The organism is Testudinibacter aquarius (assembly GCF_004342725.1).
GTDB classification, from domain to species: domain Bacteria; phylum Pseudomonadota; class Gammaproteobacteria; order Enterobacterales; family Pasteurellaceae; genus Chelonobacter; species Chelonobacter aquarius.
This window is the reverse complement of sequence record NZ_SMCP01000006.1, coordinates 17,197-40,466: the sequence shown is the minus strand read 5'-3', so window position 1 is coordinate 40,466 and position 23,270 is coordinate 17,197. Positions and strand designations below refer to the sequence as shown.

21 protein-coding genes and 4 tRNA genes are annotated in these 23,270 nt (G+C 47.1%); 3 read left to right on the top strand and 22 right to left on the bottom strand.

What is annotated here, in order from left to right:
• Positions 1-58: 58 nt before the first annotated feature.
• From cysI to EDC16_RS07460, 7 genes are all read right to left on the bottom strand, one after another.
• On the bottom strand, positions 59-1,834 hold the full coding sequence (gene cysI / locus EDC16_RS07490; RefSeq protein WP_132967007.1) for an assimilatory sulfite reductase (NADPH) hemoprotein subunit: 1,776 nt from the start codon (positions 1,832-1,834) through the stop codon (positions 59-61).
• A gap of 23 nt (positions 1,835-1,857) precedes the next feature.
• On the bottom strand, positions 1,858-3,687 hold the full coding sequence (gene cysJ / locus EDC16_RS07485; RefSeq protein WP_132967005.1) for an NADPH-dependent assimilatory sulfite reductase flavoprotein subunit: 1,830 nt from the start codon (positions 3,685-3,687) through the stop codon (positions 1,858-1,860).
• A gap of 21 nt (positions 3,688-3,708) precedes the next feature.
• The gene (locus EDC16_RS07480) at positions 3,709-5,016 is read right to left on the bottom strand and encodes a sulfate adenylyltransferase subunit 1 (protein ID WP_132967003.1); all 1,308 of its coding nucleotides are present in this window, start codon (positions 5,014-5,016) and stop codon (positions 3,709-3,711) included.
• 337 nt (positions 5,017-5,353) lie between these two features.
• On the bottom strand, positions 5,354-6,283 hold the full coding sequence (gene cysD / locus EDC16_RS07475) for a sulfate adenylyltransferase subunit CysD (protein ID WP_132967000.1): 930 nt from the start codon (positions 6,281-6,283) through the stop codon (positions 5,354-5,356).
• Positions 6,284-6,314: 31 nt separating this feature from the next.
• Positions 6,315-7,052 carry a phosphoadenylyl-sulfate reductase gene (locus tag EDC16_RS07470; RefSeq protein WP_132966998.1) on the bottom strand — a complete coding sequence of 246 codons (738 nt, stop codon included), beginning with the start codon at positions 7,050-7,052 and terminating at the stop codon, positions 6,315-6,317.
• Between the two features lie 22 nt (positions 7,053-7,074).
• Positions 7,075-8,553 (bottom strand): siroheme synthase CysG, encoded by a 1,479-nt coding sequence (gene cysG, locus EDC16_RS07465; protein WP_132966996.1) that lies wholly within the window; start codon positions 8,551-8,553, stop codon positions 7,075-7,077.
• Positions 8,554-8,566: 13 nt separating this feature from the next.
• Complete coding sequence (locus EDC16_RS07460; protein WP_132966994.1) at positions 8,567-9,568, bottom strand: sulfate ABC transporter substrate-binding protein; 1,002 nt, start codon at positions 9,566-9,568, stop codon at positions 8,567-8,569.
• Positions 9,569-9,829: 261 nt separating this feature from the next.
• Between EDC16_RS07460 and cysT the strand changes: the two genes are divergently transcribed.
• From cysT to EDC16_RS07445, 3 genes are read left to right on the top strand one after another with little or no spacing between them, the layout of a single operon-like run.
• Entirely contained in the window at positions 9,830-10,663 is an 834-nt protein-coding gene (gene cysT / locus EDC16_RS07455; protein ID WP_132966992.1) for a sulfate ABC transporter permease subunit CysT, read from the top strand.
• Positions 10,664-10,673: 10 nt separating this feature from the next.
• The gene (gene cysW, locus EDC16_RS07450) at positions 10,674-11,555 is read left to right on the top strand and encodes a sulfate ABC transporter permease subunit CysW (RefSeq protein WP_132966990.1); all 882 of its coding nucleotides are present in this window, start codon (positions 10,674-10,676) and stop codon (positions 11,553-11,555) included.
• Between the two features lie 9 nt (positions 11,556-11,564).
• Positions 11,565-12,635 (top strand): sulfate/molybdate ABC transporter ATP-binding protein, encoded by a 1,071-nt coding sequence (locus EDC16_RS07445; RefSeq protein ID WP_132966988.1) that lies wholly within the window; start codon positions 11,565-11,567, stop codon positions 12,633-12,635.
• A gap of 42 nt (positions 12,636-12,677) precedes the next feature.
• Here the strand turns inward: EDC16_RS07445 and EDC16_RS07440 are convergent, their stop codons facing one another.
• The 15 genes from EDC16_RS07440 to EDC16_RS07370 all read right to left on the bottom strand — a co-directional run bounded on the left by EDC16_RS07440 (position 12,678) and on the right by EDC16_RS07370 (position 23,160).
• The gene (locus tag EDC16_RS07440; protein WP_132966986.1) at positions 12,678-14,336 is read right to left on the bottom strand and encodes a SulP family inorganic anion transporter; all 1,659 of its coding nucleotides are present in this window, start codon (positions 14,334-14,336) and stop codon (positions 12,678-12,680) included.
• A 154-nt stretch (positions 14,337-14,490) separates the two neighbouring features.
• Positions 14,491-14,566: transfer RNA gene (locus EDC16_RS07435), tRNA-Lys, on the bottom strand.
• Between the two features lie 22 nt (positions 14,567-14,588).
• A tRNA-Lys gene (locus EDC16_RS07430) sits at positions 14,589-14,664 on the bottom strand.
• Positions 14,665-14,685: 21 nt separating this feature from the next.
• Positions 14,686-14,761 (bottom strand) — tRNA-Lys (locus EDC16_RS07425).
• Between the two features lie 26 nt (positions 14,762-14,787).
• Positions 14,788-14,863 (bottom strand) — tRNA-Lys (locus EDC16_RS07420).
• Between the two features lie 284 nt (positions 14,864-15,147).
• Positions 15,148-15,603, bottom strand: coding sequence for a peptidoglycan-associated lipoprotein Pal (gene pal / locus EDC16_RS07415; protein ID WP_132966984.1), 456 nt, complete (start codon positions 15,601-15,603; stop codon positions 15,148-15,150).
• 26 nt (positions 15,604-15,629) lie between these two features.
• Positions 15,630-16,934, bottom strand: a complete 1,305-nt coding sequence (gene tolB, locus EDC16_RS07410; protein WP_132966982.1) for a Tol-Pal system beta propeller repeat protein TolB — start codon at positions 16,932-16,934, stop codon at positions 15,630-15,632.
• A gap of 31 nt (positions 16,935-16,965) precedes the next feature.
• Positions 16,966-18,186 carry a cell envelope integrity protein TolA gene (gene tolA, locus EDC16_RS07405; protein ID WP_132966980.1) on the bottom strand — a complete coding sequence of 407 codons (1,221 nt, stop codon included), beginning with the start codon at positions 18,184-18,186 and terminating at the stop codon, positions 16,966-16,968.
• A gap of 22 nt (positions 18,187-18,208) precedes the next feature.
• Entirely contained in the window at positions 18,209-18,631 is a 423-nt protein-coding gene (gene tolR / locus EDC16_RS07400) for a colicin uptake protein TolR (RefSeq protein ID WP_132966979.1), read from the bottom strand.
• A 37-nt stretch (positions 18,632-18,668) separates the two neighbouring features.
• Positions 18,669-19,358 (bottom strand): protein TolQ, encoded by a 690-nt coding sequence (tolQ, locus tag EDC16_RS07395; RefSeq protein WP_132966977.1) that lies wholly within the window; start codon positions 19,356-19,358, stop codon positions 18,669-18,671.
• A gap of 31 nt (positions 19,359-19,389) precedes the next feature.
• Positions 19,390-19,788, bottom strand: coding sequence for a tol-pal system-associated acyl-CoA thioesterase (gene ybgC, locus EDC16_RS07390; protein ID WP_132966975.1), 399 nt, complete (start codon positions 19,786-19,788; stop codon positions 19,390-19,392).
• A 246-nt stretch (positions 19,789-20,034) separates the two neighbouring features.
• Positions 20,035-20,322: a cyd operon protein YbgE gene (gene ybgE, locus EDC16_RS07385; protein ID WP_132966973.1), complete on the bottom strand. Its 288-nt coding sequence runs from the start codon at positions 20,320-20,322 to the stop codon at positions 20,035-20,037.
• A 2-nt stretch (positions 20,323-20,324) separates the two neighbouring features.
• On the bottom strand, positions 20,325-20,423 hold the full coding sequence (locus EDC16_RS07380) for a CydX/CbdX family cytochrome bd oxidase small subunit (RefSeq protein WP_132966971.1): 99 nt from the start codon (positions 20,421-20,423) through the stop codon (positions 20,325-20,327).
• A gap of 35 nt (positions 20,424-20,458) precedes the next feature.
• Positions 20,459-21,595: a cytochrome d ubiquinol oxidase subunit II gene (cydB, locus tag EDC16_RS07375; protein WP_132966969.1), complete on the bottom strand. Its 1,137-nt coding sequence runs from the start codon at positions 21,593-21,595 to the stop codon at positions 20,459-20,461.
• Positions 21,596-21,609: 14 nt separating this feature from the next.
• Positions 21,610-23,160 carry a cytochrome ubiquinol oxidase subunit I gene (locus tag EDC16_RS07370; protein WP_132966967.1) on the bottom strand — a complete coding sequence of 517 codons (1,551 nt, stop codon included), beginning with the start codon at positions 23,158-23,160 and terminating at the stop codon, positions 21,610-21,612.
• Positions 23,161-23,270 lie beyond the last annotated feature (110 nt).

Genomic DNA, 23,270 nt, shown 5'->3' with positions numbered 1-23,270 from the left:
CGCCATCCCTGGCGCTTTTCTCTGATGCTCTTGCTATAAACCGTTTACTAAACCACCGTTAAGCCACTTTAGTCACGTCCCAAAAATCAATTGCGGCATTGACCACCGGTTTGCTGATGCCGCTGCGGATTGCGAAATCGCCAAAACTTTCATTGCTTTGTCGGTTTTGTGCCCAGTCTCCAATCCAACCGTCCAGTATCGCCAGAATTTCCGCTTCGGTGATATTTTCTTTAAACAGGCGTGGGATGCGGGTGCCGGCTAGGTTGCCGCCAACGTGCAGGTTATAACGCCCGATGGCTTTGCCAACCAAACCGATTTCCGCCAACATCGCTCGTCCGCAGCCGTTCGGGCAGCCGGTGACGCGCAACACGATATGCTCCTCCGCCATGCCGTGTTTGGTTAAAATCGAATCCACCTGATCGATAAAGTGCGGTAGGAAACGCTCCGCTTCCGCCATTGCCAACGGGCAAGTCGGCAAGGAGACGCACGCCATACTGTTTTCTCGCTGTGGCGTTACGCTGTCGTCAATCAGTTTATATTGCCGGGCAATTTTTTCGATTTTAGTTTTATCTCGAGTGGCAACGCCGGCAACAATCAGATTTTGATTGGCTGTCAGGCGGAAATCCCCTTTGTGAATCTTAGCAATTTCACGCATACCGCTCTTTAACGGTCGGTGTGGGAAGTCCAGCAAACGCCCATTTTCAATAAACAGCGTTAAATGCCATTTTTTATCTTCGCCCTGCACCCAACCGATCCGATCGCCCCGTTCAGTAAATCGATAAGGACGGATCGCTTGCAATTTAGCGCCGATACGGGTTTCGATCTCTTGGATGAAGGTCTCCATGCCGACCCGCTCGATGGTGTAACGCAGTTTAGCATTTTTACGGTCGCTTCGGTTGCCCCAATCCCGTTGCGTCGTGACCACCGCTTCAGCACACGCCAGCACGTTTTCCAAGCCGACAAAACCTAGCTCTCTCGCCGCATTCGGGTAGGTTTTGTGGTTGCCGTGTTCCATTGACAAGCCGCCGCCGACCAGCACGTTGAAACCGACCAATTTACCGTTTTCGCCGATGGCGACGAAATTCAGATCGTTGGCGTGCAGATCCACATCGTTATGCGGTGGAATCACCACGGTGGTTTTAAATTTACGCGGCAGATAATTTTTGCCCAACACCGGCTCGGTTTTATCACTAGACTCTTTCAACAGCGGCTTGGACAGTTCGGTAGTAAACACTTTTTCGCCGTCCAACCAAATATCGGCATAAGCAGTGGTTTTCGGCAGCAAATGCTCGGAGATTTTTTTCGCCCATTCGTAGGCTTCGCGGTGCAGATCACTCTCCACCGGATTGGAAGTACACAATACGTTACGATTGACATCACCGGCAGTCGCGATCGAATCCAGCCCCAAGTGATGCAACCACTGGTGCATTGGTTTGATGTTCTGTTTCAGTACGCCGTGAAACTGGAAAGTCTGGCGGTTGGTTAAGCGGATACTGCCGTAGTTGGTGTGTTCAGTGGCAAATTGGTCAATGCCCAACCACTGTTTCGGCGCAATGATACCGCCGGGCAAGCGACAGCGCAGCATCACATTTTTATTCGGTTCTAATTTCTGTTCCAAGCGTTCGGCACGAATATCCCGGTCATCTTGCTCGTACATACCGTGAAAACGGATTAGCTGGAAATTATCTTTCACGAAACCGCCGGTCAGTTGTTCGTTGAGATCGTCGGCAATGGTGCCGTGCAAATAATCGCTGTCACCTTTGAGCCGCTCATTGTCAGCTAACGGTTTAGTTTTCCACTCCACTGCTTTTTCTACTGTTTTTTTATCGCTCATGCTGTTCACTCCCATCCAAATGCTTAATACACATCACGCTGATAGCGTTTGTTTTGTCGTAATTCGTCCAGATATTCATCCGCCTCTTCCGCACTGAGTTTGCCCTGTTGCGCAATCACGTCTAACAACGCCTGTTCCACATCTTTCGCCATGCGCGAAGCATCACCGCAGACATAAATATGCGCTCCTTGCTGCAACCATTGCCACAGGCTCTCCGCCTGCTCACGGATTTTGTGCTGCACATAGATTTTCTCGGCTTGATCGCGCGACCAAGCAAAGTTGTATTTATGCAGATAACCGTCTTTGGCGAAGCCCTGCCACTCCACTTGATACAGAAAATCATCAGTGAAGTGTTGGTTGCCGAAAATCAGCCAGTTTTTGCCGCTCGCCTGCTCTGCCGCCCGTTGTTGCAGAAAGGCACGGAACGGTGCAATGCCGGTGCCAGCGCCGATCATAATAATCGGGGTGTCGTTATCTGGCGGCAGGCGAAAGTTGTCGTTCTGTTCAATGAATACGCGTACTTCGCCGTCTTCTTCCACTCGATCCGCCAAATAACTGGATGCACCGCCGCTACGGATTTTGCCGTCGTGTTCGTAACGCAGCACGCCGACGGTAAGATGCACTTCCTCGCCGACTTCGTCAGCAGATGAGGCAATCGAATAAAGACGCGGCGTCAACGGTCGCAACAGACCAAGCAACTGCTCGGCACTGAGCGCGAACGGATAGGCTTGCAACACGCCGATAATCGGTGTGGTTTGGATATAATCCTGAATTGCAGCAATACTTTTCACACGCTGGTTTAGTTCGCTGTTATCGGCTAATTCAGCATAGCCTTTGACAAAGTGCGGTGTGTTCTGGGTGATCTCCAACGACTGCAGCAATGCGCTGCGAATGCAGATTTCCTCCCCGTTCAACCGCACTTTTTCTTCGCCGTTCAACGAAACTGCTTGCAAGATCTCTGCCACCAGTGCCGGATCATTGTTGAACCACACCCCCAGCGCATCGCCCGGCTGATAGTGCAAGCCTGAACCGGAGAGATCGATTTCCAAATGGCGCACATCTTTTTCCGAGCCACGTGCAGTGATTTTTTGGCGTAGCGCCAGGGTTGCGCTAAACGGATTTTCTTTGTTATAAATCGAGCCGACCGCACTTGCGTTGTCAGTGGAATGGGGCGCTGAAAGCGTAACCGCACTTTGACTTTGGTTTTGAGTTTGGTTTTTCTGCTGTAACCGTCGGCTGATCTGTTCGATCCAAGTGTCGGCAATCGCTTGATAATCCAGATCGCAATCCTGCCGTTCTAACAGTCGTGTACCACCCAATTCTGCCAGCTTGGCATCAAAATCTTTGCCAGCCTGACAGAAATCCGGATAGGAGCTGTCACCCAACCCCAGTACGGCAAATTCGGTATTGCTCAAATTGGGTGCTTTTTTGCCAAACAGATATTTATGCAGGCTGACCGCCTCCTCCGGCGGCTCGCCGTCGCCTTGGGTTGACGTCACCAGCAACAGCAACTTTTCATCGGCGAGATTTTTCGGTTTGTAATCCGCCGCTGCAACCAGTTTGACCTCTACACCACTTGCCGCCAGTTTGCTTTTTAACTGCTCCGCCACTTTGCGCGCATTGCCGGTTTGCGAGGCTGAAATAATCGTCACCGGCAATGGCTGAAGTAATGGCTGAAGTGCGGTTGGTTGCGCACTTGCGGTTTGCGAAACCGCACTTTGCCCGCCTTGTCTGTTTTGTGCTTCGCTCCAGCAATAGCCGGACAGCCACGCCAACTGCAACGCATCCAACGTGGCAAGGCTTCTGCTGAGTTCCGGCGGCAGTGTTAAATTCATTGTTTTCTCAATCGTCATCTGATCCCCACAAACGCCATATTATTCAAAATCTAAAATCATACCTGCCGCCACCGTGTGATACGTCGCTTCATCAATCAAAATAAATGAGCCGGTGGCGATATTGTCCTGATAGCGGGTGCAGCAAATCGGTTTTTGTAAGCTGAGCTGCACTTCCCCCAAATCATTCATATTCAAGCTGTGCGATTCGCTTACCTTGCTCAAGGTATGGACATCCAGCACCTGCTCGACCTTGTTGATCTTGGCAAACACGGTTTGTGTGCTGTGTTTTAGCAGATATTTGCGTGCCGGATTCAGCGCCCGCTCATCGAACCAACACAAGGTTGCCCGCAGTTTTTTATTGGCTTGGGTGCCGGAATCGACTGCCAGCAAGGTATCGCCGCGTGAAATATCAATGTCGTCGCTCAGGCGGATTGTCACTTGCTCTCCGGCTTGCGCAGTTGCAACCGATCCGTTCGAGCTGAAAATTTTGCTTACCGTGCTAATGCGCCCGGCCGGTTCGATCCGCACTTGGTCGCCGACCTTAACGCTGCCGGCTTCGATTCGCCCTTGATAACCGCGAAAATCGTCTTGTTTATCACTATCTAAACGCTGCACCAACTGCACCGGAAAATGGAAATGCGAGGCATCAAGGGCGACATGCTCATTACTTGGCAATGCCTCCAAAATACTTAACAGCGGTTCCCCTTGGTACCAAGGGGTGTTGGCGCTGGCATGAACGATGTTATCACCTTGCAAAGCGGAAACGGGAATGAAGTGGATGTCCTGTTGTAAGCCCAGTTGCAGCGCCAAGGTGCGGTATGCGGCACAAATTGCCTCGAATTTTGCCTGTTCAAAACCCAGCAGATCCATTTTATTCACCGCCACCAAGATATGTGGGCAATTGAGATGTTTCAGGATCGCAGAATGACGTTTGGTTTGCGGCAATAGCTGTAATGGCAGTTGCTTGAAATCCAATTGTGTGGCATCAATCAGCACCACCGCCGCATTGGCGGTTGAGGCGCCGGTCACCATGTTACGGGTATATTGCTCGTGCCCCGGCGTATCAGCGATGATAAATTTGCGCTTGGCGGTGGAAAAATAGCGGTAAGCCACATCGATGGTAATGCCTTGTTCACGCTCGGCTTGCAAGCCGTCTGTGAGGATCGAAAAGTCGATCACTTCGCCGTTGTTTTTCGATTTGTCCAAGCTCAACAGTTGGTCGCTGAGCAGTGCCTTGCTGTCGTACAGCAACCGCCCGATTAAGGTGCTTTTGCCGTCATCCACACTGCCGGCGGTGATAAAACGCAACGGTGCATACTTAGTTACATTAGGGTTGAAATTGCTCATGGTTGTATTCCTTGTATTTATTTTGACCAATCTGATTGTTATTCTCTATCCTCAGCAAGCGATTTATCTCTATCGTGTTTCTCCGATGGCGACTTACTTTTCTTTGCTCGTGCAAAGAAAAGATAAGCAAAAGAAACACGCCCCGAAAATTTTGCTGATGTTTCGCTTGTTACTAATTTCTACGTCCGATTTGCCAACTCGCTTCGCTCAAACACGACAAATCGAACTTGAAATTTGACGCAACCACTCAACGCAAAATGACGGGGAAAAGGCTGTTTTATCAACAAAGTGCGGTATTTCATTGAGTATTTACCACCGTTACCTCTTTATTTCAGCCTCAAAAATACCCTTGTTTTTTGCGCTGCTCCATCGCTGCCTCACTCACCTGATCGTCTAAACGGGTGGCGCTGCGTTCCGAGATTTCAACCACTGCCGTTTCTTGGATAATCTCAAGTGCGGTGGCGGCAGTGCTGGCAACCGGGCAGGTGCAGCTGATATCACCGACGGTGCGAAAACGCACCGATAACACTTCGCTGCTGTCATTGGCAGCTTTTGGGGTGATCGCTGTCACCGGCACTAATAAACCTTTTTTGCGCACCACTTCTCGTTGATGGGCGTAATAAATCGACGGTAATTCCAATTTTTCACGGGCGATATATTGCCAAATATCCAATTCCGTCCAGTTGGAGATCGGGAACACCCGCATATTTTCGCCTTTGTGCAGCTTAGCGTTATACAGCGACCACAATTCAGGACGCTGTGCTTTCGGATCCCACTGTCCGAATTCGTCACGGAACGAGAAGATCCGCTCTTTGGCACGCGCTTTCTCTTCATCACGACGTGCCCCGCCCATCAAGGCGCTGAAGCCGTGCTCTTCAATGGTTTCCAACAGCGTCACCGCTTGCGCCGCATTGCGCGAGTCGGTGGCTTTACGCAACACCACCGTACCTTTGTTGATCGAATCTTCGACATGTCCGACTATCAGCGTGGCGTTGAGCTTCGCCACCTGCTGATCGCGAAAGGCAATCACTTCAGGATAGTTGTGTCCGGTGTCGATATGCACCAGCGGAAACGGCAAATTCAATTCACGTCCTTGCAGTTGAAAGGCTTTCCGTGCCAATGCCAACAACACCACTGAATCTTTGCCGCCGGAAAACAACAGCGCCGGTTTTTCACATTCGGCGACCACTTCACGGATAATATGAATCGACTCCGCCTCCAGCCAATCCAGATGGCCGTCTTGTAATGGTTGTGCAGTGTTTGTCATAGTATTTTCCTTTTATTCTTTTGTTTGTGATTCAGGCTGACTGGGTGTGCAAACCGCACTCTTTACTGTCTTTATTTTCCCACCACCAGCGTCCGGCGCGAATATCCTCCTCGGCTTTGACTGGTCGGGTACAAGGCTCACAGCCGATGCTCGGATAGCCTTGCTGATATAAGCGGTTGTACGGCACTTGGTAGTGCAGGATATACGCCCACACGTCCCGTTCCGACCAATCGAAAATCGGATTATATTTAGCGATTCTGCGTGCCTGATCCCGTTCGCTGAACGGCAATTCTGCGCGTGTGACCGATTGATCGCGCCGTTGTCCGCTCAGCCAAGCATCCGCTGCTTGTAACGCACGGTTAAGCGGTTCCACTTTGCGGATAAAACAGCACTGCTGGCGCTGTTCCACGCTGTCATAAAACGCATTTTCCCCTTGGGTACTGACATACGCCTGCACCGCTGCCGCTTGCGGAAAATAGCTTTGTAAAGTCAGATTGGGATAGCGTTGATCGACCTGCTCGAGCAGCGCTAAGGTTTCCGGGTTTAACCGTCCGGTATCCAAAGTAAACACCTCGATTGGGATACCGCACTTGGCAATTAAATCGGTGATCAGCATATCTTCCACCGCCAAACTGCTGGCAAATTTTGCGGCTTGATGCCGTTCGGCAATCTGCTGTAATCGCTCGATCAAGATCTCGGTTTTGTGCGCCAAGTGCTGTTGCACTTGCGGTGCAATCGTCGGAATTTGCCATAGATTCGGTTTAAACATAACGTCTCCTTTCACTGCTTGCTCAGGCGATTTTCTTTAATGGTTGAGACGGTTGAAATGCTTCAAACGATTGCAATTCGTTGTTCGACTGAAACAGTTGCGGCTCGGTCAGCACAAACTGCTGTGCCGCTTCGCCAAACCATGCCAAGTGCGGTTGCAGCGCCACCACTTCGCCGATCACGATCAACGCCGGTTTCGGAGCCTGCTCGGCTAACACTGCCAACTGATGCAATTGCCCGGTTTGAACCGTTTGCTCCGCCAAAGTACCGTTGCTGATTACCGCAACCGGGGTGTCTGCACTACGGCCATGCGCCTGCAACTGGCGGCTCAGCTCCGCCGCTTTAATCGTGCCCATGTACACCACCAGCGTTTGGTTGCCTTGCGCCAACGTTTCCCAGCGCAGTTTGTTGCCGTCCGGCTGGCAATGTCCGGTGATGAACATCGCCGTTTGCGCATAATCGCGGTGAGTCAGCGGAATCCCGGCATAAGCCGTCGCCCCCAAAGCGGCGGTAATCCCCGGCACCACGCTGAACGGAATCTTATGCGCTTTCAGCACTTCCAACTCCTCGCCACCTCGTCCGAACACAAACGGATCACCGCCTTTCAAACGCACCACACGCTTGCCTTGCCGGGCGTAATCCAGCAACAATTGATTGGTGTCTTGTTGTGCCACTGAGTGCTTGCCCGCACGTTTGCCGACAAACACTTTGTCCGCATCACGCCGCACCAATTCCAACACCTGTTCAGAAACCAAGGCGTCATACAACACCACATCTGCCTGCTGAATGGTTTGCAAGCCTTTCAAAGTCAACAAACCGGCATCACCCGGACCAGCACCAACTAACGCTACTTCACCGATAATCGGATAATCTTGATTGAGTTGCCGTTGCAGCAGCTGTTCCGCTTGGGAAAATTGCTGATTTTCGGTTAAACGTTGAAAAGTCGGGTGATTAAACAATTTTTCCCAAAAACGGCGCCGTTGGGTCAGTTGCGTCAACCGCACTTTGACTTTTTCACGCCAGCGCCCGGAGATTTGCGCCATTGCGCCTAAATTCTGCGGCAACAGGGCTTCCAATTTTTCACGTAGTAAACGTGCCAACACCGGTGCGGTACCGCCACTGGAAATGGCGACTTGAATCGGGCTGCGATCGATAATCGACGGAAAAATATAGCTGCAATGCGGTTGATCATCGACCACATTCACCAAGCGTTGTGCATTTTCTGCCGCCCAAAAAACTTGTTGGTTCAATTCGTTGTCATTGGTTGCAGCAATCACCAGATAGACCGAGCGCACCTGCTGCGGGTCAAACTCCTGAGCCAGCCATTCCAGCCGTTGTTGGCTAACCCATTGCTGCAAAGTGCGGTTCAGCGTGTGTGCCACCACCTGCACCTTGGCTTCGGCTTTTAACAATGCGGCAATTTTGCGTTCAGCAATGTGTCCGCCGCCGACCACTAGCACAGGACGCTGTTTTAAATCGACGAAAATCGGTAAATAGTTCATGTGACTCTTCCCACTATTGGCTTAAATAGAGCTGATCGAATAAGGCGCCGTCAGCAAAATGTTGTTGGTTGATCGTCGCCCAATCGCCAAACACTTGATTGATATTAAAGGTTTTTACCGATGGAAACCGCACTTGGTATTCGCTTAAAATCGTCGGATTACTCGGTCGGAAATAATTTTCCGCCGCCACTCGTTGGGCAGTGTCCTGCCATAGCGAGGCGATAAAATCTTGTGCCGTTTGGCTGTTTTTGTGGCGCGTGGTATTTTTTGTCACTTCTGCCACAAACACATCGACACTTGCGCTGTAGCTCGGATACACCACTTCAAATTGATCGGCACCCAGTGCGTGGGCGGCTAATCCGGCTTCGTTTTCCGGTGTCACCAGCACATCACCGATTTGGCGTTGAGTGAAGGTGATACTGGCGGCACGAGCACCGGCATCAAATATCGGAATGTTTTTCAGCAGCTTACGCATAAAGTCGTGGACTTGCGTTTCGGTGTGATACTGCTGTTTGGCATAGCCCAACGCCGACAGATAGGCATAACGTCCATTGCCGGAGGTTTTCGGGTTGGCAAAAATGACGCTCACCCCTTGCTGCGCCAGATCATTCCAATCGTGAATCTGCTTCGGATTGCCTTTACGCACCAGAAACACCGTGACGCTGCTGAACGGAATCGCTTGGTTCGGGTAGCGTTGCTGCCAGTCCGGCGCGACCAAACCGCTCTCTGCCAACAGATCGACATCGTTTTGCTGATTGAGCGTCACCACGTCTGCAGGCAAACCGTTGCGCACCGCAATCGCCTGTTTGCTCGCGCCACCAAATGATTGCGCAATATTCAAGCGTGCCTGATGCTGTTGTTGATAGGCTTGGATATACAGCGGATTGTATTGTTTGTAGTAGTCTCGAATCACGTCGTAAGACACCACTAAAATGGAGTCGTCAGCCACCGCACTAAAACTGATTAGGCTTGCCAATAAAATACGCCATTTTGTTGTTTTTGCTGATTTTTTCATGTCTTAAGACCATTTTCAATTGACTGAACCGACACGGTATTCGGCTGATGACTATGGGGGATAGTTATAAAATAATTCGTTTATGCCGAAAAATAATAAAAAGTTATAAATTAGTTGGTTTTCGACTATAAGAACTAAACCGCTTGTTTTTGCAACTTGTTATTCTTTTTAGTAATAAATGAGAATTTTATGTTCTTTGCTTATTGGTTTTTGCTCCGCCATAGTGATACGCCATAAGATTCTGAAGAAGTGGATAACGGCATGAAATGGTTGAAGACAAGTGCGGTATTGCCCGGTTTTAAAAGCAGTTTGACGATTACCCTGTTGTGGGTCGGCGGCATGGTCATTTTGCCGTTTGTGATGCTGTTGCTGACCACTCTTCAATTAGAGTGGCATCAATTTTGGCAGACCGTGACCAATCAACGGGTGCTTGCCTCGATCGGGCTGTCATTAAAGCTGGCACTGTTTGCCACCATGCTGAATGTGGTTTTCGGCACGATCGTCGCCTGGGTGTTGGTGCGCTATCAATTCAGAGGCAAAGCATTGCTCAATGCGCTGATCGATCTGCCGTTTGCATTGCCGACCGCCGTTGCCGGCATCGTACTGGCCAGTTTATATGCACCGAACGGTTTATTCGGCCAGCTGTTTGCGCCGCTCGGCATCAAAATCGCCTTCACGCCACTAGGCATTGCCATTGCGTTGGTCTTCGTCAGTTTTCCGTTTATTGTGCGTGCGGTACAACCGCTGTTGAGTGAATTGGACAGCTCGCTGGAAGAGGCGGCAACCACTTTAGGAGCCAATCGCTTTACCATTGTGCGCCGAGTGATCTTACCCGCACTTTATCCGGCGTTGATCGGCGGGGCAGGAATGGGCTTGGCACGCTCGCTCGGCGAATACGGTTCAGTGATTTTTATCGCCGGCAATCTTCCGCTGGTCTCGGAAATTGCGCCGCTGATTATTATGTCTAAATTGGATATTTACGATATGCAAGGGGCGGCAGCCGTGGCATTTTTGATGTTGCTGCTTGCCTTTTTATTGCTGCTGACAGTCAATTTGTGGCAGTGGTATCTCAACCGTCACACACTCAGCAAATAACGAGGTCAAGATGATTCACCCACAATATCAAGAAAACCGCTATTGGCGCTGGTTGTTGATTGGCATCAGCCTGCTGTTTTTAACCATGCTGTTGCTCGTACCACTGTTGGCGATTTTTTATCAAGCCTTAGCCGCAGGTTTGCCGACCTTTTGGCTCGCGCTGCAGGAAACCGAAGCCTTGAATGCCATTAAATTAACGTTACTGGTCGCGTTGATTTCGCTCCCACTCAATGTATTTTTTGGTTTAGTGATGGCATGGTTGCTAAGCAATTTTGATTTTAAAGGTAAAAATCTTCTCACCACGTTAATTGACTTGCCACTGTCGGTTTCGCCGGTGGTGGCGGGGTTAATGCTGGTGTTGCTGTTTGGGATAAATGGTTTATTTGGCTCATGGCTGGACGCCAACGACATCGAAGTGATTTTCGCCTTGCCAGGCATAGTATTAGCAACCCTGTTCGTCACCTTTCCGTTGGTGGTGAAATCACTGCTGCCGACGTTGAAAAGCTTAGGCAACAGTGAAGAACAGGCGGCACTCACATTAGGCGCCTCATTTTGGGCGATTTTTTTCCGAGTCACGCTGCCGAAAATCAAATGGCCGCTACTCTATGGCGCCATTCTCGCCAATGCACGGGCGATGGGCGAATTCGGGGCAGTCAGCGTGGTCTCGGGACACATCCGCAACCAAACCAACACCATTCCGTTGCACGTTGAAATTCTCTATAACGAATATCAATTTACTGCGGCTTTTGCCTGCGCCAGTTTGTTGGCATTGCTCGCCATTCTGACCCTGTTATTACAAAATGTAGTGGCCTACCTGCAACGAAGAAAACGGCAACAACACACTCGATTAAGCGATTATCTGCCTGACACGGCGATTGAAAGTGCGGTTTAAGGAAAAAATATGTCTGTGACGATTCAAAATTTAAATAAACATTTTGGCGATTTTGCCGCCTTAAAGAATATTAATCTGGAACTCAATGTCGGCGAGTTGACGGCATTGCTTGGTCCAAGCGGCTGCGGCAAAACGTCATTATTGCGCATTATCGCCGGTTTGGATTTTGCCGATTCGGGCAAGATTTGGTTTGCCAAGCGTGAGGTCACCGAACTGAGCGCCGCCCAACGCAAAGTCGGGTTTGTGTTTCAACACTATGCGCTGTTTCGCCAGATGACGATTTTTGATAATGTGGCATTTGGTTTACAAGTGCAGCCACGCCGTGTGCGTCCCAGTAAAGCCGAGATTGCGGATCGGGTGTTCAAGCTGCTACAGTTGGTGAAATTGGAACATTTGGCACAGTCGTATCCCGATCAACTCTCCGGCGGACAGCGACAACGGGTTGCGTTGGCTCGTGCCTTGGCTGTGAAGCCTGAAGTACTGCTGCTGGATGAACCCTTCGGGGCGTTAGACGCCCAAGTGCGCAAAACCTTGCGCCGCTGGCTGCGCACGTTGCAACACGAATTGAATATTACCACCGTTTTTGTTACCCACGATCAAGAAGAAGCGTTAGAAGTCTCGGATCGGGTGGTCGTGATGAATCAAGGTAGAGTCGAACAAGTGGATCTGCCACGGAATATTTACTATGCGCCACAAACCGAATTTGTGACCGAATTTGTCGGCGATAACAATGTGTTTCACGGACATCTGCAACAAGATCAGCTAATTATCGGTGAGTTTGTCCATCAAATAAAAGCCAACGGCAAACCAAACCACAACCACGGCTCAACCACCGCTTATGTGCGCCCGTATGAGTTGACATTATCACGTCACAGCAACAATGCGTTGGCGAAAGGCGAAATCAGCCACATCTACAATATCGGTTTTTTAACCCGGGTGGAGATCCACAGCAGCCAAAGCCAACAGCCGATTGAGGTGCTGCTGACCCAAGCCCAATTCCAACAACAGCAATACCAACTGGGCGAAACCGTATTTTTGATTCCGGATAACTTGAATCTGTTCCAGAATATGAATTTATAATATTTGAGATGACCAAGTGCGGTCAAAACCGCACTTGGCTATTTATTGCTGACTATCCTCAAGCTGTTTTAGCTCGCTTTGTGCAGTGCGCAACGCATCATCAAACAGTTTAAACATATTATGCTCACCAATCAGTTGAATAATACCACCCCGTCGCAATTTCTGGGTAACACTATAATTTGCACCGGATAGCATTACGTTCACCCCTTGTCGCTGCAAATTACCAATCACATTCTCTAAACTCTGAATGCCGGTCATATCAATAAACGGCACCCATTTTAGGCGGATAATCAAATATTTCGGATAGGTCTGACTGTCTGCTAAAGCTCGATCAAAATTTTCGACCGCCCCAAAGAAAAAAGGCCCGTCCACGGTGAAAACCAACAACTCTTCCGGCAGCGCCTCTTCGCCGGTGTGCGCCAATAAATCGGCTTGCGATACCCGCTTGACTTCAACGCTGCCTGCCATGCGCCGCAAAAATAGCAGCGTGGCAAGAATCACACCGATGTTCACCGCTACCACTAAATCGGCAAACACGGTTAAACCAAAGGTAATCAGCAAAATCGCGACATCGCTTTTCGGCGCACGCTTGATCATTTTAATAAACCGCTTGGCTTCGCTCATATTCCAAGCCACCACAAACAGAATCGCCGACAATACGGCTAATGGGATATGCACTGCCAAAGGTGCCAGCACCAGTAAAATCACAATCAGCGTAATCGAATGGACAATGCCGGCAAGCGGGCTGGTTGCGCCGTTGCGGATATTGGTAGCGGTACGTGCAATTGCGCCGGTGGCAGCGAATCCACCAAACAGCGGCGCCGCAATATTGGCGATCCCCTGCCCGACCAGCTCTTGATTGGAGTTGTGCCGCGTACCCGCCATACCATCAGCGACCACCGCCGATAACAGCGATTCAATTGCGCCTAACATTGCGATGGTAAACGCCGGGCCGATTAACTCAATTATTTTTGTCCAACTCACACTCGGCAGCTTAAATTCAGGTAGCCCCTGCGGAATACCACCAAAGGCAGTGCCGATGGTTCTGACGCCGTCAAATTGAAAGATAAACTGGACAATACTGATCAATAATAATGCAATCAAGGGACCCGGAATGCGCTTCAAGCCGGGGATGTACGAACTGTATAAAACGACAAATAACGCCAAAATAGCTAAAAGTGCGGTTGTCGGATGAAATTGTGGCAGTACCTGCAACAAATTCCACAATTTTTCATGAAAATGAACACCCTCGACTGCCGGTAAACCAAAAAAATCCTTCCATTGTCCGATCCAAATAATCACTGCAATCCCGGCTGTAAATCCGACAATCACCGGCGCAGGAATATATTTGATGATGGCGCCCATTTTACTTAGCCCGAAAGCCAATAAAATAACCCCCGCCATCAAGGTCGCGATTTGCAATCCCTCAATCCCATACTGCGCAGTAATACCGGCAAGTACCACGATGAAAGCGCCGGTCGGTCCGCTAATCTGTAAGCGACTGCCGCCAAAAACGGTAGTACAAAACCCGGCAATAATCGAGGTATAAATCCCTTGCTCCGGCTTCGCACCGGAGGCAATCGCAAACGCCATCGCCAATGGCAACGCAACAATACCGACAATCACGCCGGCGATAATATTATTTAACCAATGTTTTCGAGAAAATAGGCCGCTCTTATAGGCTTCGGTGATGGCGAACATTCAGACTGTCCTTTTGTAAAAAATAGTCGTCAGCCATTATATGCCTATTTATTGCCATAATCACTTGAATGATAAAAAATAATGAGCTATATCACAATGTTAAGCAAAATTAGCAAATAAAATAGCTTATAGAAGAAACAACATAAAAATGAAGTGGTGGGTCGTGAAGGATTCGAACCTTCGACCAACGGATTAAAAGTCCGCTGCTCTACCGACTGAGCTAACGACCCATTTGGGGGATTGCAATTTAAGTGGTGGGTCGTGAAGGATTCGAACCTTCGACCAACGGATTAAAAGTCCGCTGCTCTACCGACTGAGCTAACGACCCGCTTGGGAGATTGCAATTTAGTGGTGGGTCGTGAAGGATTCGAACCTTCGACCAACGGATTAAAAGTCCGCTGCTCTACCGACTGAGCTAACGACCCACATTAAATAGTGATTACAAGTCGAGTGGTGGGTCGTGAAGGATTCGAACCTTCGACCAACGGATTAAAAGTCCGCTGCTCTACCGACTGAGCTAACGACCCCTCGTTTGTAACGAGGCACTATAATACTCATTTTGCGAAAGTTATCAATCAAAAATTTTGATTTTTTTTCCGGCTGCCTGATTTATCTACAATATCAGCAATCTTGTTTTTAATTTCGCTGATTCCCCAAACAATAGGGTCTGTTGATCTTTGTTTATATTTTGAGCTGTCGTTTAAAATATAAACAAAGATCAACAGACCCTAATTCTATAGCAGCAAAATAAAAAACCCTGATAAAAATATCAGGGTTGTCCTATCTTTCAGTTTATTGCAATACTGATAAATTAGTATGCTAACACTGCACGACGGTTTTTAGCGTAATCTGCTTCAGTGTGACCTAAAACAGCTGGTTTTTCTTCACCGTAAGAAACGGTAGAAAGTTGTGAACCAGACACGCCTTTACCAGTCAGATAATTTACTACTGCGTCTGCACGACGTTGGCCCAATGCAATGTTGTACTCTGGAGTACCACGCTCATCGGTATTACCTTCTACTAATACTTTGCTTGCTGGAGTAGCAGTCAAGTATAGAGAATGTGCATCTAAAAGTTGTTGGTATTGGCCTTCAATGCTGTATTGATCAAAGCCGAAATACACAGTGTTATAACGCTGTTGTAAATCTTCAGCGGTATAGTTACCGAATAATTGACCTTTCGCAGCAGAATCATCGGAAGAGCTGCTACATGCAGCTAATACGAATGCAGGTGCAGCTACCATCAAAACTTTTGCAAGTTTTTTCATTTTATTACTCCTTAGTTTATAAGATACTACTTTTTAGTTAGAAATGGAGACCAAGCCGGGAACTTAATTTGCCCGCCTGCACCTGGTAACCTTGCTTTAAAGCGTCCGTCAGCGGACACCAATTGTAACACTTTCCCCAGCCCTTGTGTAGAGCTATAAATGATCATGGTTCCGTTAGGGGATACACTCGGACTTTCGTCCAAAAACGTCGAACCCAAAACCTCTACGCTTCCTGTTGCCAAATCTTTTTTAACGATATGATCAGCCGAAATCATAATCAGATATTTGCCGTCAGAAGTAATCTGACCACTGTAACTTCTGCCGCCGGCACCGACATAACTGGCACCGCCACCATAAGCACTCATCATATAAACCTGCGGACTACCGCCACGGTCGGAGGTAAAGACAATCGATTGTCCGTCCGGCGACCAACTAGGCTCGGTATTATTACCTGCACCACTGGTTAATTGACTGGTTTGACCCGAAGCCAAATTCATCACATAAATATTCAATTGTCCATCACGCGAAGAGGCAAATGCCAAGCGCGATCCGTCCGGCGAAAATGCCGGAGCGCCATTATGTCGCGGACTGGAGGAAACCACTCTGCGTGAGCCGGAGCCTAAATCTTGTACCACTAATTGTGATTTTTTATTCTCAAAACTAACATATGCCAATTGTTTACCATCGGCTGACCAGCTTGGAGACATTATCGGCTGCGAGCTGCGGTTAACCACAAATTGATTAAAACCGTCATAATCTGAAACTTGCAGCTCATAAGGGGTAGAGCCACCATTGCGTTGTACTACATAAGCAATACGGGTTCTGAACGCACCACGAATAGTGGTCAGTTTTTCAAAAACTTCATCACTCACAGTATGCGCACCATAACGTAACTGCTTGTTATTCGGGATCGTATAGCTGTTTTGCTGCAAGACCGACCCTACACCGCCATTACCAATGGTATCTACCAGCTGATAGGCAATATTATAACCCGCACCTGTCGGGGTGATCTGTCCAACTACGACTTCGCTGATACCCAGCGCAGCCCAAGCTTGCGGATTAACCTCTGACGCTGCAGATGGAGTTTGTGGCATTCTGCTCACCGGAATGGGATTAAATTTACCGCTATATCTGAGATCTGCCGCAATAATGTCTGCAATATCCGCCGGTGCTGAACCTGGACCATTCCATTTGAATGGAACCACAGCTATAGGTTGTGCCCCTTCCACCGCTTCATCAATCACTATTCGTACTTCTTCGGCACGAACGGTGTGGCTGAGTAACAACAACACAACAGCAAAAAAGCTCACTATTCGAGTCATATATTTCATTTAAATCCCCTATCAAGGTCGTTAATCACGTTTATTTTAAATCAAAGGCAATCAATGGATTTTTATACTTATCATACACTGCATCAGAAGGAGGTGGTGGTACTTTTTTGGTTGCCGCAACCGCTCTTAATGCCGGAACACAAATATCATCTGTGCCGGAAACTTTCTGATAATCCAAAATCGTTCCATCTCTTGCCAGTGAAATTTTGATATTGCATACTTTACCTAACAAAGCTGCTCTATCACCTCTAAAATTGCGGTTGATAGCACGTTTGATCAAACCGGCATATTCATCACCGACACGCGCCCCATCAGCTCCACTTACCCTGCCGGCGCCACTGCCTGTTGTTCCGCCTTGGTTTTGGTTACCACCGCTACGACTTGAACCGCCACCGATGGTTCCACTGTTCATAAAATCATCTAATGCCGCTTGCTGTGATGCTTTTTCTGCTGCCGCTTTCGCTTTAGCAGCGGCTTCTGCTTTAGCTTTTGCAGCAGCTTCTGCTTTGGCTTTTGCCGCAGCCTCTGCTTTACTTTTGGCTTCCACATCCGCTTTTGCCTTGGCTTCTGCTGCGGCTTTTATTTTAGCGTCTTCTTGTGCTTTTTGCTGTGCTTTGGCTTTAGCGTCCGCCTCTGCTTTCGCCTTAGCTTCTGCTTGTGCTTTAGCTTCCGCACTTGCTTTTGCCTTAGCTGCTTCCGCCTGTGCTTCTTGCTCTGCCTTTATTTTAGCCGCAGCCTCCAAACGTTTTGCTTCCGCATCCGCTTTCAATTTTGCCTGTTCTGCAATGCGTTTGGCTTCAGCCTCTTTGGCTATACGCTGTTGGCGAGCAATCTCTTCTTGCTTTGCCTGCTCTTGTTTTAGCTGTTCTTGCTTCGCTTGTTCTTGTTTAGCTTGCTCAGCTTTTGCCTGCTGCTCTTGTCGTTGTTGCTCTTGTCGTTGCTGTTCTTGTAACAGGCGCTGCTGCTCCTGCTGTTTTTTCTCTTGCTCTTGGGCGCGCTGCTCCAACTCTTCACGTTTGGCTTTTTCAACATCTCCTTTTTGTTGCTGTTGAATGCGTCCCCACTCTTGCGCTGCCGATCCGGTATCTACCATCACAGCACCCATAACCTCGCCTTCACCCTCGCCACCACCGGCAGCCGGCATATATTTATACCATAAGGATCCTAAAATCAGGATTCCGAACAGCAGTCCATGCAGGATAGTTGAAATCAAAACTGCACGATTTAATTTCTGTTTTTTCTCAGTCTGCACCGTTGATCCCTTGATTATTCTATTATAAAGGGTTGGTCATTAAGCCGACGGATTTAATACCGGCAAGATGCAACAAATTCAAAGCTTTGATCACCTCTTCATAAGGTGCTTCTTTTGCACCACCGACTAAAAACAAGCTGTTGTTATCTTTATCAAACTCTTGTTTTGCCATTTCGGTCACCATCTGCTCGGTTAAATTCTCATGTCGTTCACCGTTGATCGCCAACGTGTAGCTGCCGACACCCGCGACTTCTAAAATAATGGGTGTTTTATCTTCATTGGAAACCGACTGACTATCCACCGAATCCGGCAATTCAACCTGCACACTCTGGCTAATAATTGGCGCTGTCGCCATAAAAATCAACAGTAACACCAATAACACATCCAGAAACGGAACAATATTAATTTCCGACTTCATATCACGACGTTTGCGTCTGTATGACATACTATCCTCTTATACTTTACGATACGCTGTGCGGAAATTAATTAACGCTTTTTTTAGCAAAAGCCTGACGATGTAAAATTGTCGTGAATTCATCGATAAAGTTGGCATAGTTCTGCTCCAATTTGCTGACACGCAAACTCAAACGGTTATATGCCATTACTGCCGGAATTGCAGCAAACAAACCAATTGCAGTGGCAATCAACGCTTCTGCGATCCCCGGCGCAACCATTTGCAAGGTGGCTTGTTTCACATTACTCAGTGCCATAAATGCGTGCATAATTCCCCATACTGTACCGAATAACCCGATATATGGGCTGATCGACGCAACAGTTGCCAAAAACGGAATACGGTTTTCTACATCTTCGATTTCACGGTTCAAGGTCAGATTCATTGCACGGCTCGTTCCTTGAATAATCGATTCCGGTGTGCTTGACGCCGTTTGTTGCAGACGCAAAAACTCTTTGAAACCAACATAAAAAATTTGTTCGCTGCCACTTAAGCCATCACGGCGGTTATCCATGCCTTCATACAGTTTATTTAAATCTTCACCTGACCAGAAACGATCTTCAAAGCTGGCAGAAGATTTTAACGCTTGGCGCAAAATACCGCTGCGCTGAATAATAATAGCCCATGACATAATAGAAAAAAGGATCAAGATTGCGATTACAATCTGTACGATCACACTTGCATCTAAAAAAAGTGCCAGGAAATTTAACTCTGTTGACATCAATAACCCCGATTAGTCAGTTCTACAATATTTACTCTGCTGCCAACACCGCCCTGATTTCCTCAGGCATCGGTATCGGTTTCATTTTCGATAAATCTACCGTTGCAACTAAGACAGTTGCCTCCGACAATAATTCATCTTCCCTTAATAATTTCTGTTCAAAAACAATACTTGCCTGCTTAAGCTGTCGGATTTGAGTTTCCACCACTAAAGCATCATCTAATTTTGCCGCTGTTCGGTAATCAATCTGCATTTTGCGTACTACAAACGCTAAATGAAAATCAACCAATAATTTTTGCTGCTCGAAACCTAATTCTCGCAAAAACTCCGTTCTAGCCCTTTCAAAAAAATGAAGATAACGGGCATGATAAACTACTCCGCCGGCATCCGTATCTTCGTAGTAAACTCTGATTGGCATCTGCTGCGTCATTTCTATCTCCCCATTTTCGAAGTTGCTATTATCAAGAATTGTTTGATACTTGTCTAGTGATTGGGAGCTGGATCACAAATTATATTTTTAATCGCATAAAACATATTGACGGCTTGCTTAGGGTCTGTTGATGGAGATTATCTATCCACAAACAACAAAGGTGGCGCACTTTGTTGTTACAAATAAAAATATAATGATAATAAAGAATGGAAGTGCGGTTTTAAAACCGCACTTTGAGTTGCCGTATTAAACAATATAGATGTAAACCAATCCGGTTACTGCAGCACAATAACCAATAAGTGGATTAAATATTGCCTTCCAACGATCTTTTCTAATTTCTAAACCAATGCCATGAATCCATAATGTAGAAGTTCCCCAAATCAAAAATAGTGTGAACAGCGGCGAAGGGCCACCTAATTCCAGCGCAAATTTTTTGGCATTCAGGAAAATAGATCCCATTAAGACGATGGCAAGGATAAGTGAAAGGGCTCTATAAGAGCCCTTGTTTACCAATTGATAGAGTCGATCAATCATAGTTACTCATCAAATTTACCGGTTTTTTCAATACTAATCGTAACGATAGCCGCGAAGAAAACCGCTAATAAAACGCCTAACACCCAAGCTATATAAAACATAATAATTCCTCTTTACTTGTACTACTTTACTTGTATTAGTATAGTGAGTTTTTGTTTTCTTCGATAAAGTTGCTATCCAAGCGACCAAACATTTTTGCGTATGCCCAAATCGTATAGGCCAGCAAAATCACCACGAAAATTAATGCCAGCACAAACATCAGCATTAATGTCAGGTGGCTAGATGTAGAATCCCACATCAGCAAACTGGTATTCGGATGAGTAATTGACGGCATAATGAATGGGAACATTGCAACACCACAAGTAAAGATGATACCTGCCATCGTCAATGATGAAAACAGGAATGCAAATCCAGAGCGATTAGCTTTAGAGAACACAATGTTCAATAAGCCAGAAACAACCGCAAGAATCGGCAGTGCCCAAAGAATCGGCATTTCTCTGTAGTTGTTAAACCATGCACCGGTTTCCAAGATAACCTCTTTCCCCAACGGCGTTGAAGGGCCACTCTTATCAATAACGCTGGTTACAATATAACCATCTTTAAATAACAACCATACCCCAGCCAACACAAAAGTGATAACGGTTGCAAACGCCCCGACTTGAGTGATCATACGTGCGCGATCACGTAATTCGGCAGTGGTTTTCATTTGTAACCATGCTGCACCTTGAGTTGTCAGCATAGACAAGCTGATTAAACCACACAGCAAAGCAAATGGATTCAGCAAACCGAAGAATGAACCGGTATATTTAACTTGTAAAATATCGTTAAATTCAAATGGAACACCTTGTAATAAGTTACCGAATGCCACACCGAATACCAATGACGGTACAAAGCCACCAAGGAATAATCCCCAGTCCCAGGCTGTACGCCATTTTGGATTATCAATTTTCGCACGATATTCCAAACCAACCGGTCTGAAGAAAAGTGCGGCTAACACCAAAATCATGGCAATATAGAAGCCGGAGAAAGATGTCGCATAAACAATCGGCCAAGCAGCAAACATTGCTCCACCAGCGGTCAATAGCCAGACTTGGTTGCCGTCCCAATGTGGTGCAATCGAGTTGATCATAATTCGTTTCTCAACTTCTTTCTTACCAGCGAAAGGCAATAGGGTCAAAACCCCCATGTCAAAACCATCGGTCACTGCAAAACCCAGGAGCAAAACGCCCACAAGCAGCCACCAAATAAAGCGTAGAATTTCGTAGTCAATCATGATTAGGCTCCTGATTATCTTGCTGTTTGTTCAAAATGGTAGCGACCGGTTTTCAATGAACTTGGTCCCAAACGTCCATATTTGAACATCAGATACATTTCTGCAATCAAGAAAATCGTGTATAACGCACAGATTAAAATGATTGAGAACCATAGATCACCGGTTGTCAAAGCAGAATTTGCCACGCCGACCGGCAACATTTCATAAATTGCCCAAGGTTGACGACCATATTCCGCCAAGAACCAGCCACTTTCAATTGCAATCCATGGCAACGGTAAAGCAAACAGGAGTGCTTTTGAGAACCAAGGTTTAGAACCGATTGTTTTGCGTGCAGTTTGAGCAAATGCACCAATCAATAACAGTAACATTAAACCACCGGCCAACATCATGACACGGAATGACCAGAATGTTGGTCCCACTTTAGGTATCGTATCCGCAGCAGCCTGCTGAATTTGCGCTTCTGTTGCATCGACCACATTTTCAGTATATGGTTTTAACAATAAGCCAAATCCTAGATCTTTTTGGTAAACTTTAAACAACTCTTTATCCGCTTCACTGGCACTACCACTACGCAATTTCTGCAATAAATCATAGGCCATAATACCATTACGAACACGCTTTTCATTAATAGCTTTCAGCTCGGTTAAACCGGTAATTTCTTTGGTTAAAGAACGCGTTGCAATAATCCCCGCAACATAAGGAATTTGGATTGCAAAGTCATTTTTCATTTCCGCTTCGTTAGGGATAATCACCATATTCCAATCAGCAGGCGCAGGTGAAGTATGCCATTCCCCTTCCATCGCAGCCAATTTCACCGGCTGTGCTTGTCCGATTTCATAACCGGATTCATCCCCCATCAGCAAGACGGAGAAAATAGCAATAATGCCGAAAGACGCAGCAACGGAGAAAGAGCGTTTTGCAAAACCAATATCACGACCTTTTAACAGGTAGTAAGAACTGATGGACAATACAAAAATAGCGCCACAAACATAACCCGCAGACAAGGTATGCAAGAATTTACTTTGTGCCACAGGATTCAACCACAAATCCAAGAAGCTGGTCATTTCCATTCGCATGGTTTCAAAATTAAATTCAGATCCAATCGGATTTTGCATCCAACCGTTTGCTACCAGAATCCACATCGCCGACAAATTGGAGCCGAATGCAACCAAATAAGTCGCCATCAAATGTTTGCCTTTTGACAATCTGTCCCATCCGAAGAAGAACAAGCCGACAAAAGTCGATTCCATAAAGAAAGCCAATAACGCTTCAATAGCCAAAGGCGCACCGAAGATATCGCCAACGTAATGTGAATAGTACGACCAGTTGGTACCAAACTGGAATTCCATTGTTATCCCGGTTGTTACCCCTAAGGCGAAATTGATACCAAATAATTTACCCCAAAATTTGGTCATATCTTTATACACTTCTTTGCCGGTAACCACATACAAGGTTTCCATTATCACCAGAATAAAGGAAAGGCCTAAAGTAAGTGGTACAAACAAAAAGTGATATAGCGCAGTTAACGCAAACTGCAATCTCGAGAGTTCAACAATATCTAACATCTCAACTCCTTGTATATACTACAAGTTTCTCTGACATTGATTACATTCGTAATCACCCCAAACATCCGACAAATATTCCTGATGTTAATAAAGTTAACTTACTCAAAACA

Excerpts from the sequence above, each read along its gene's own strand:
- cysI (WP_132967007.1), bottom strand. The coding sequence starts at position 1,834 with ATGAGCGATAAAAAAACAGTAGAAAAAGCAGTGGAGTGGAAAACTAAA.
- cysJ (WP_132967005.1), bottom strand. The coding sequence starts at position 3,687 with ATGACGATTGAGAAAACAATGAATTTAACACTGCCGCCGGAACTCAGC.
- EDC16_RS07480 (WP_132967003.1), bottom strand. The coding sequence starts at position 5,016 with ATGAGCAATTTCAACCCTAATGTAACTAAGTATGCACCGTTGCGTTTT.
- cysD (WP_132967000.1), bottom strand. The coding sequence starts at position 6,283 with ATGACAAACACTGCACAACCATTACAAGACGGCCATCTGGATTGGCTG.
- EDC16_RS07470 (WP_132966998.1), bottom strand. The coding sequence starts at position 7,052 with ATGTTTAAACCGAATCTATGGCAAATTCCGACGATTGCACCGCAAGTG.
- cysG (WP_132966996.1), bottom strand. The coding sequence starts at position 8,553 with ATGAACTATTTACCGATTTTCGTCGATTTAAAACAGCGTCCTGTGCTA.
- EDC16_RS07460 (WP_132966994.1), bottom strand. The coding sequence starts at position 9,568 with ATGAAAAAATCAGCAAAAACAACAAAATGGCGTATTTTATTGGCAAGC.
- cysT (WP_132966992.1), top strand. The coding sequence starts at position 9,830 with ATGAAATGGTTGAAGACAAGTGCGGTATTGCCCGGTTTTAAAAGCAGT.
- cysW (WP_132966990.1), top strand. The coding sequence starts at position 10,674 with ATGATTCACCCACAATATCAAGAAAACCGCTATTGGCGCTGGTTGTTG.
- EDC16_RS07445 (WP_132966988.1), top strand. The coding sequence starts at position 11,565 with ATGTCTGTGACGATTCAAAATTTAAATAAACATTTTGGCGATTTTGCC.
- EDC16_RS07440 (WP_132966986.1), bottom strand. The coding sequence starts at position 14,336 with ATGTTCGCCATCACCGAAGCCTATAAGAGCGGCCTATTTTCTCGAAAA.
- pal (WP_132966984.1), bottom strand. The coding sequence starts at position 15,603 with ATGAAAAAACTTGCAAAAGTTTTGATGGTAGCTGCACCTGCATTCGTA.
- tolB (WP_132966982.1), bottom strand. The coding sequence starts at position 16,934 with ATGAAATATATGACTCGAATAGTGAGCTTTTTTGCTGTTGTGTTGTTG.
- tolR (WP_132966979.1), bottom strand. The coding sequence starts at position 18,631 with ATGTCATACAGACGCAAACGTCGTGATATGAAGTCGGAAATTAATATT.
- tolQ (WP_132966977.1), bottom strand. The coding sequence starts at position 19,358 with ATGTCAACAGAGTTAAATTTCCTGGCACTTTTTTTAGATGCAAGTGTG.
- ybgC (WP_132966975.1), bottom strand. The coding sequence starts at position 19,788 with ATGACGCAGCAGATGCCAATCAGAGTTTACTACGAAGATACGGATGCC.
- ybgE (WP_132966973.1), bottom strand. The coding sequence starts at position 20,322 with ATGATTGATCGACTCTATCAATTGGTAAACAAGGGCTCTTATAGAGCC.
- EDC16_RS07380 (WP_132966971.1), bottom strand. The coding sequence starts at position 20,423 with ATGTTTTATATAGCTTGGGTGTTAGGCGTTTTATTAGCGGTTTTCTTC.
- cydB (WP_132966969.1), bottom strand. The coding sequence starts at position 21,595 with ATGATTGACTACGAAATTCTACGCTTTATTTGGTGGCTGCTTGTGGGC.
- EDC16_RS07370 (WP_132966967.1), bottom strand. The coding sequence starts at position 23,160 with ATGTTAGATATTGTTGAACTCTCGAGATTGCAGTTTGCGTTAACTGCG.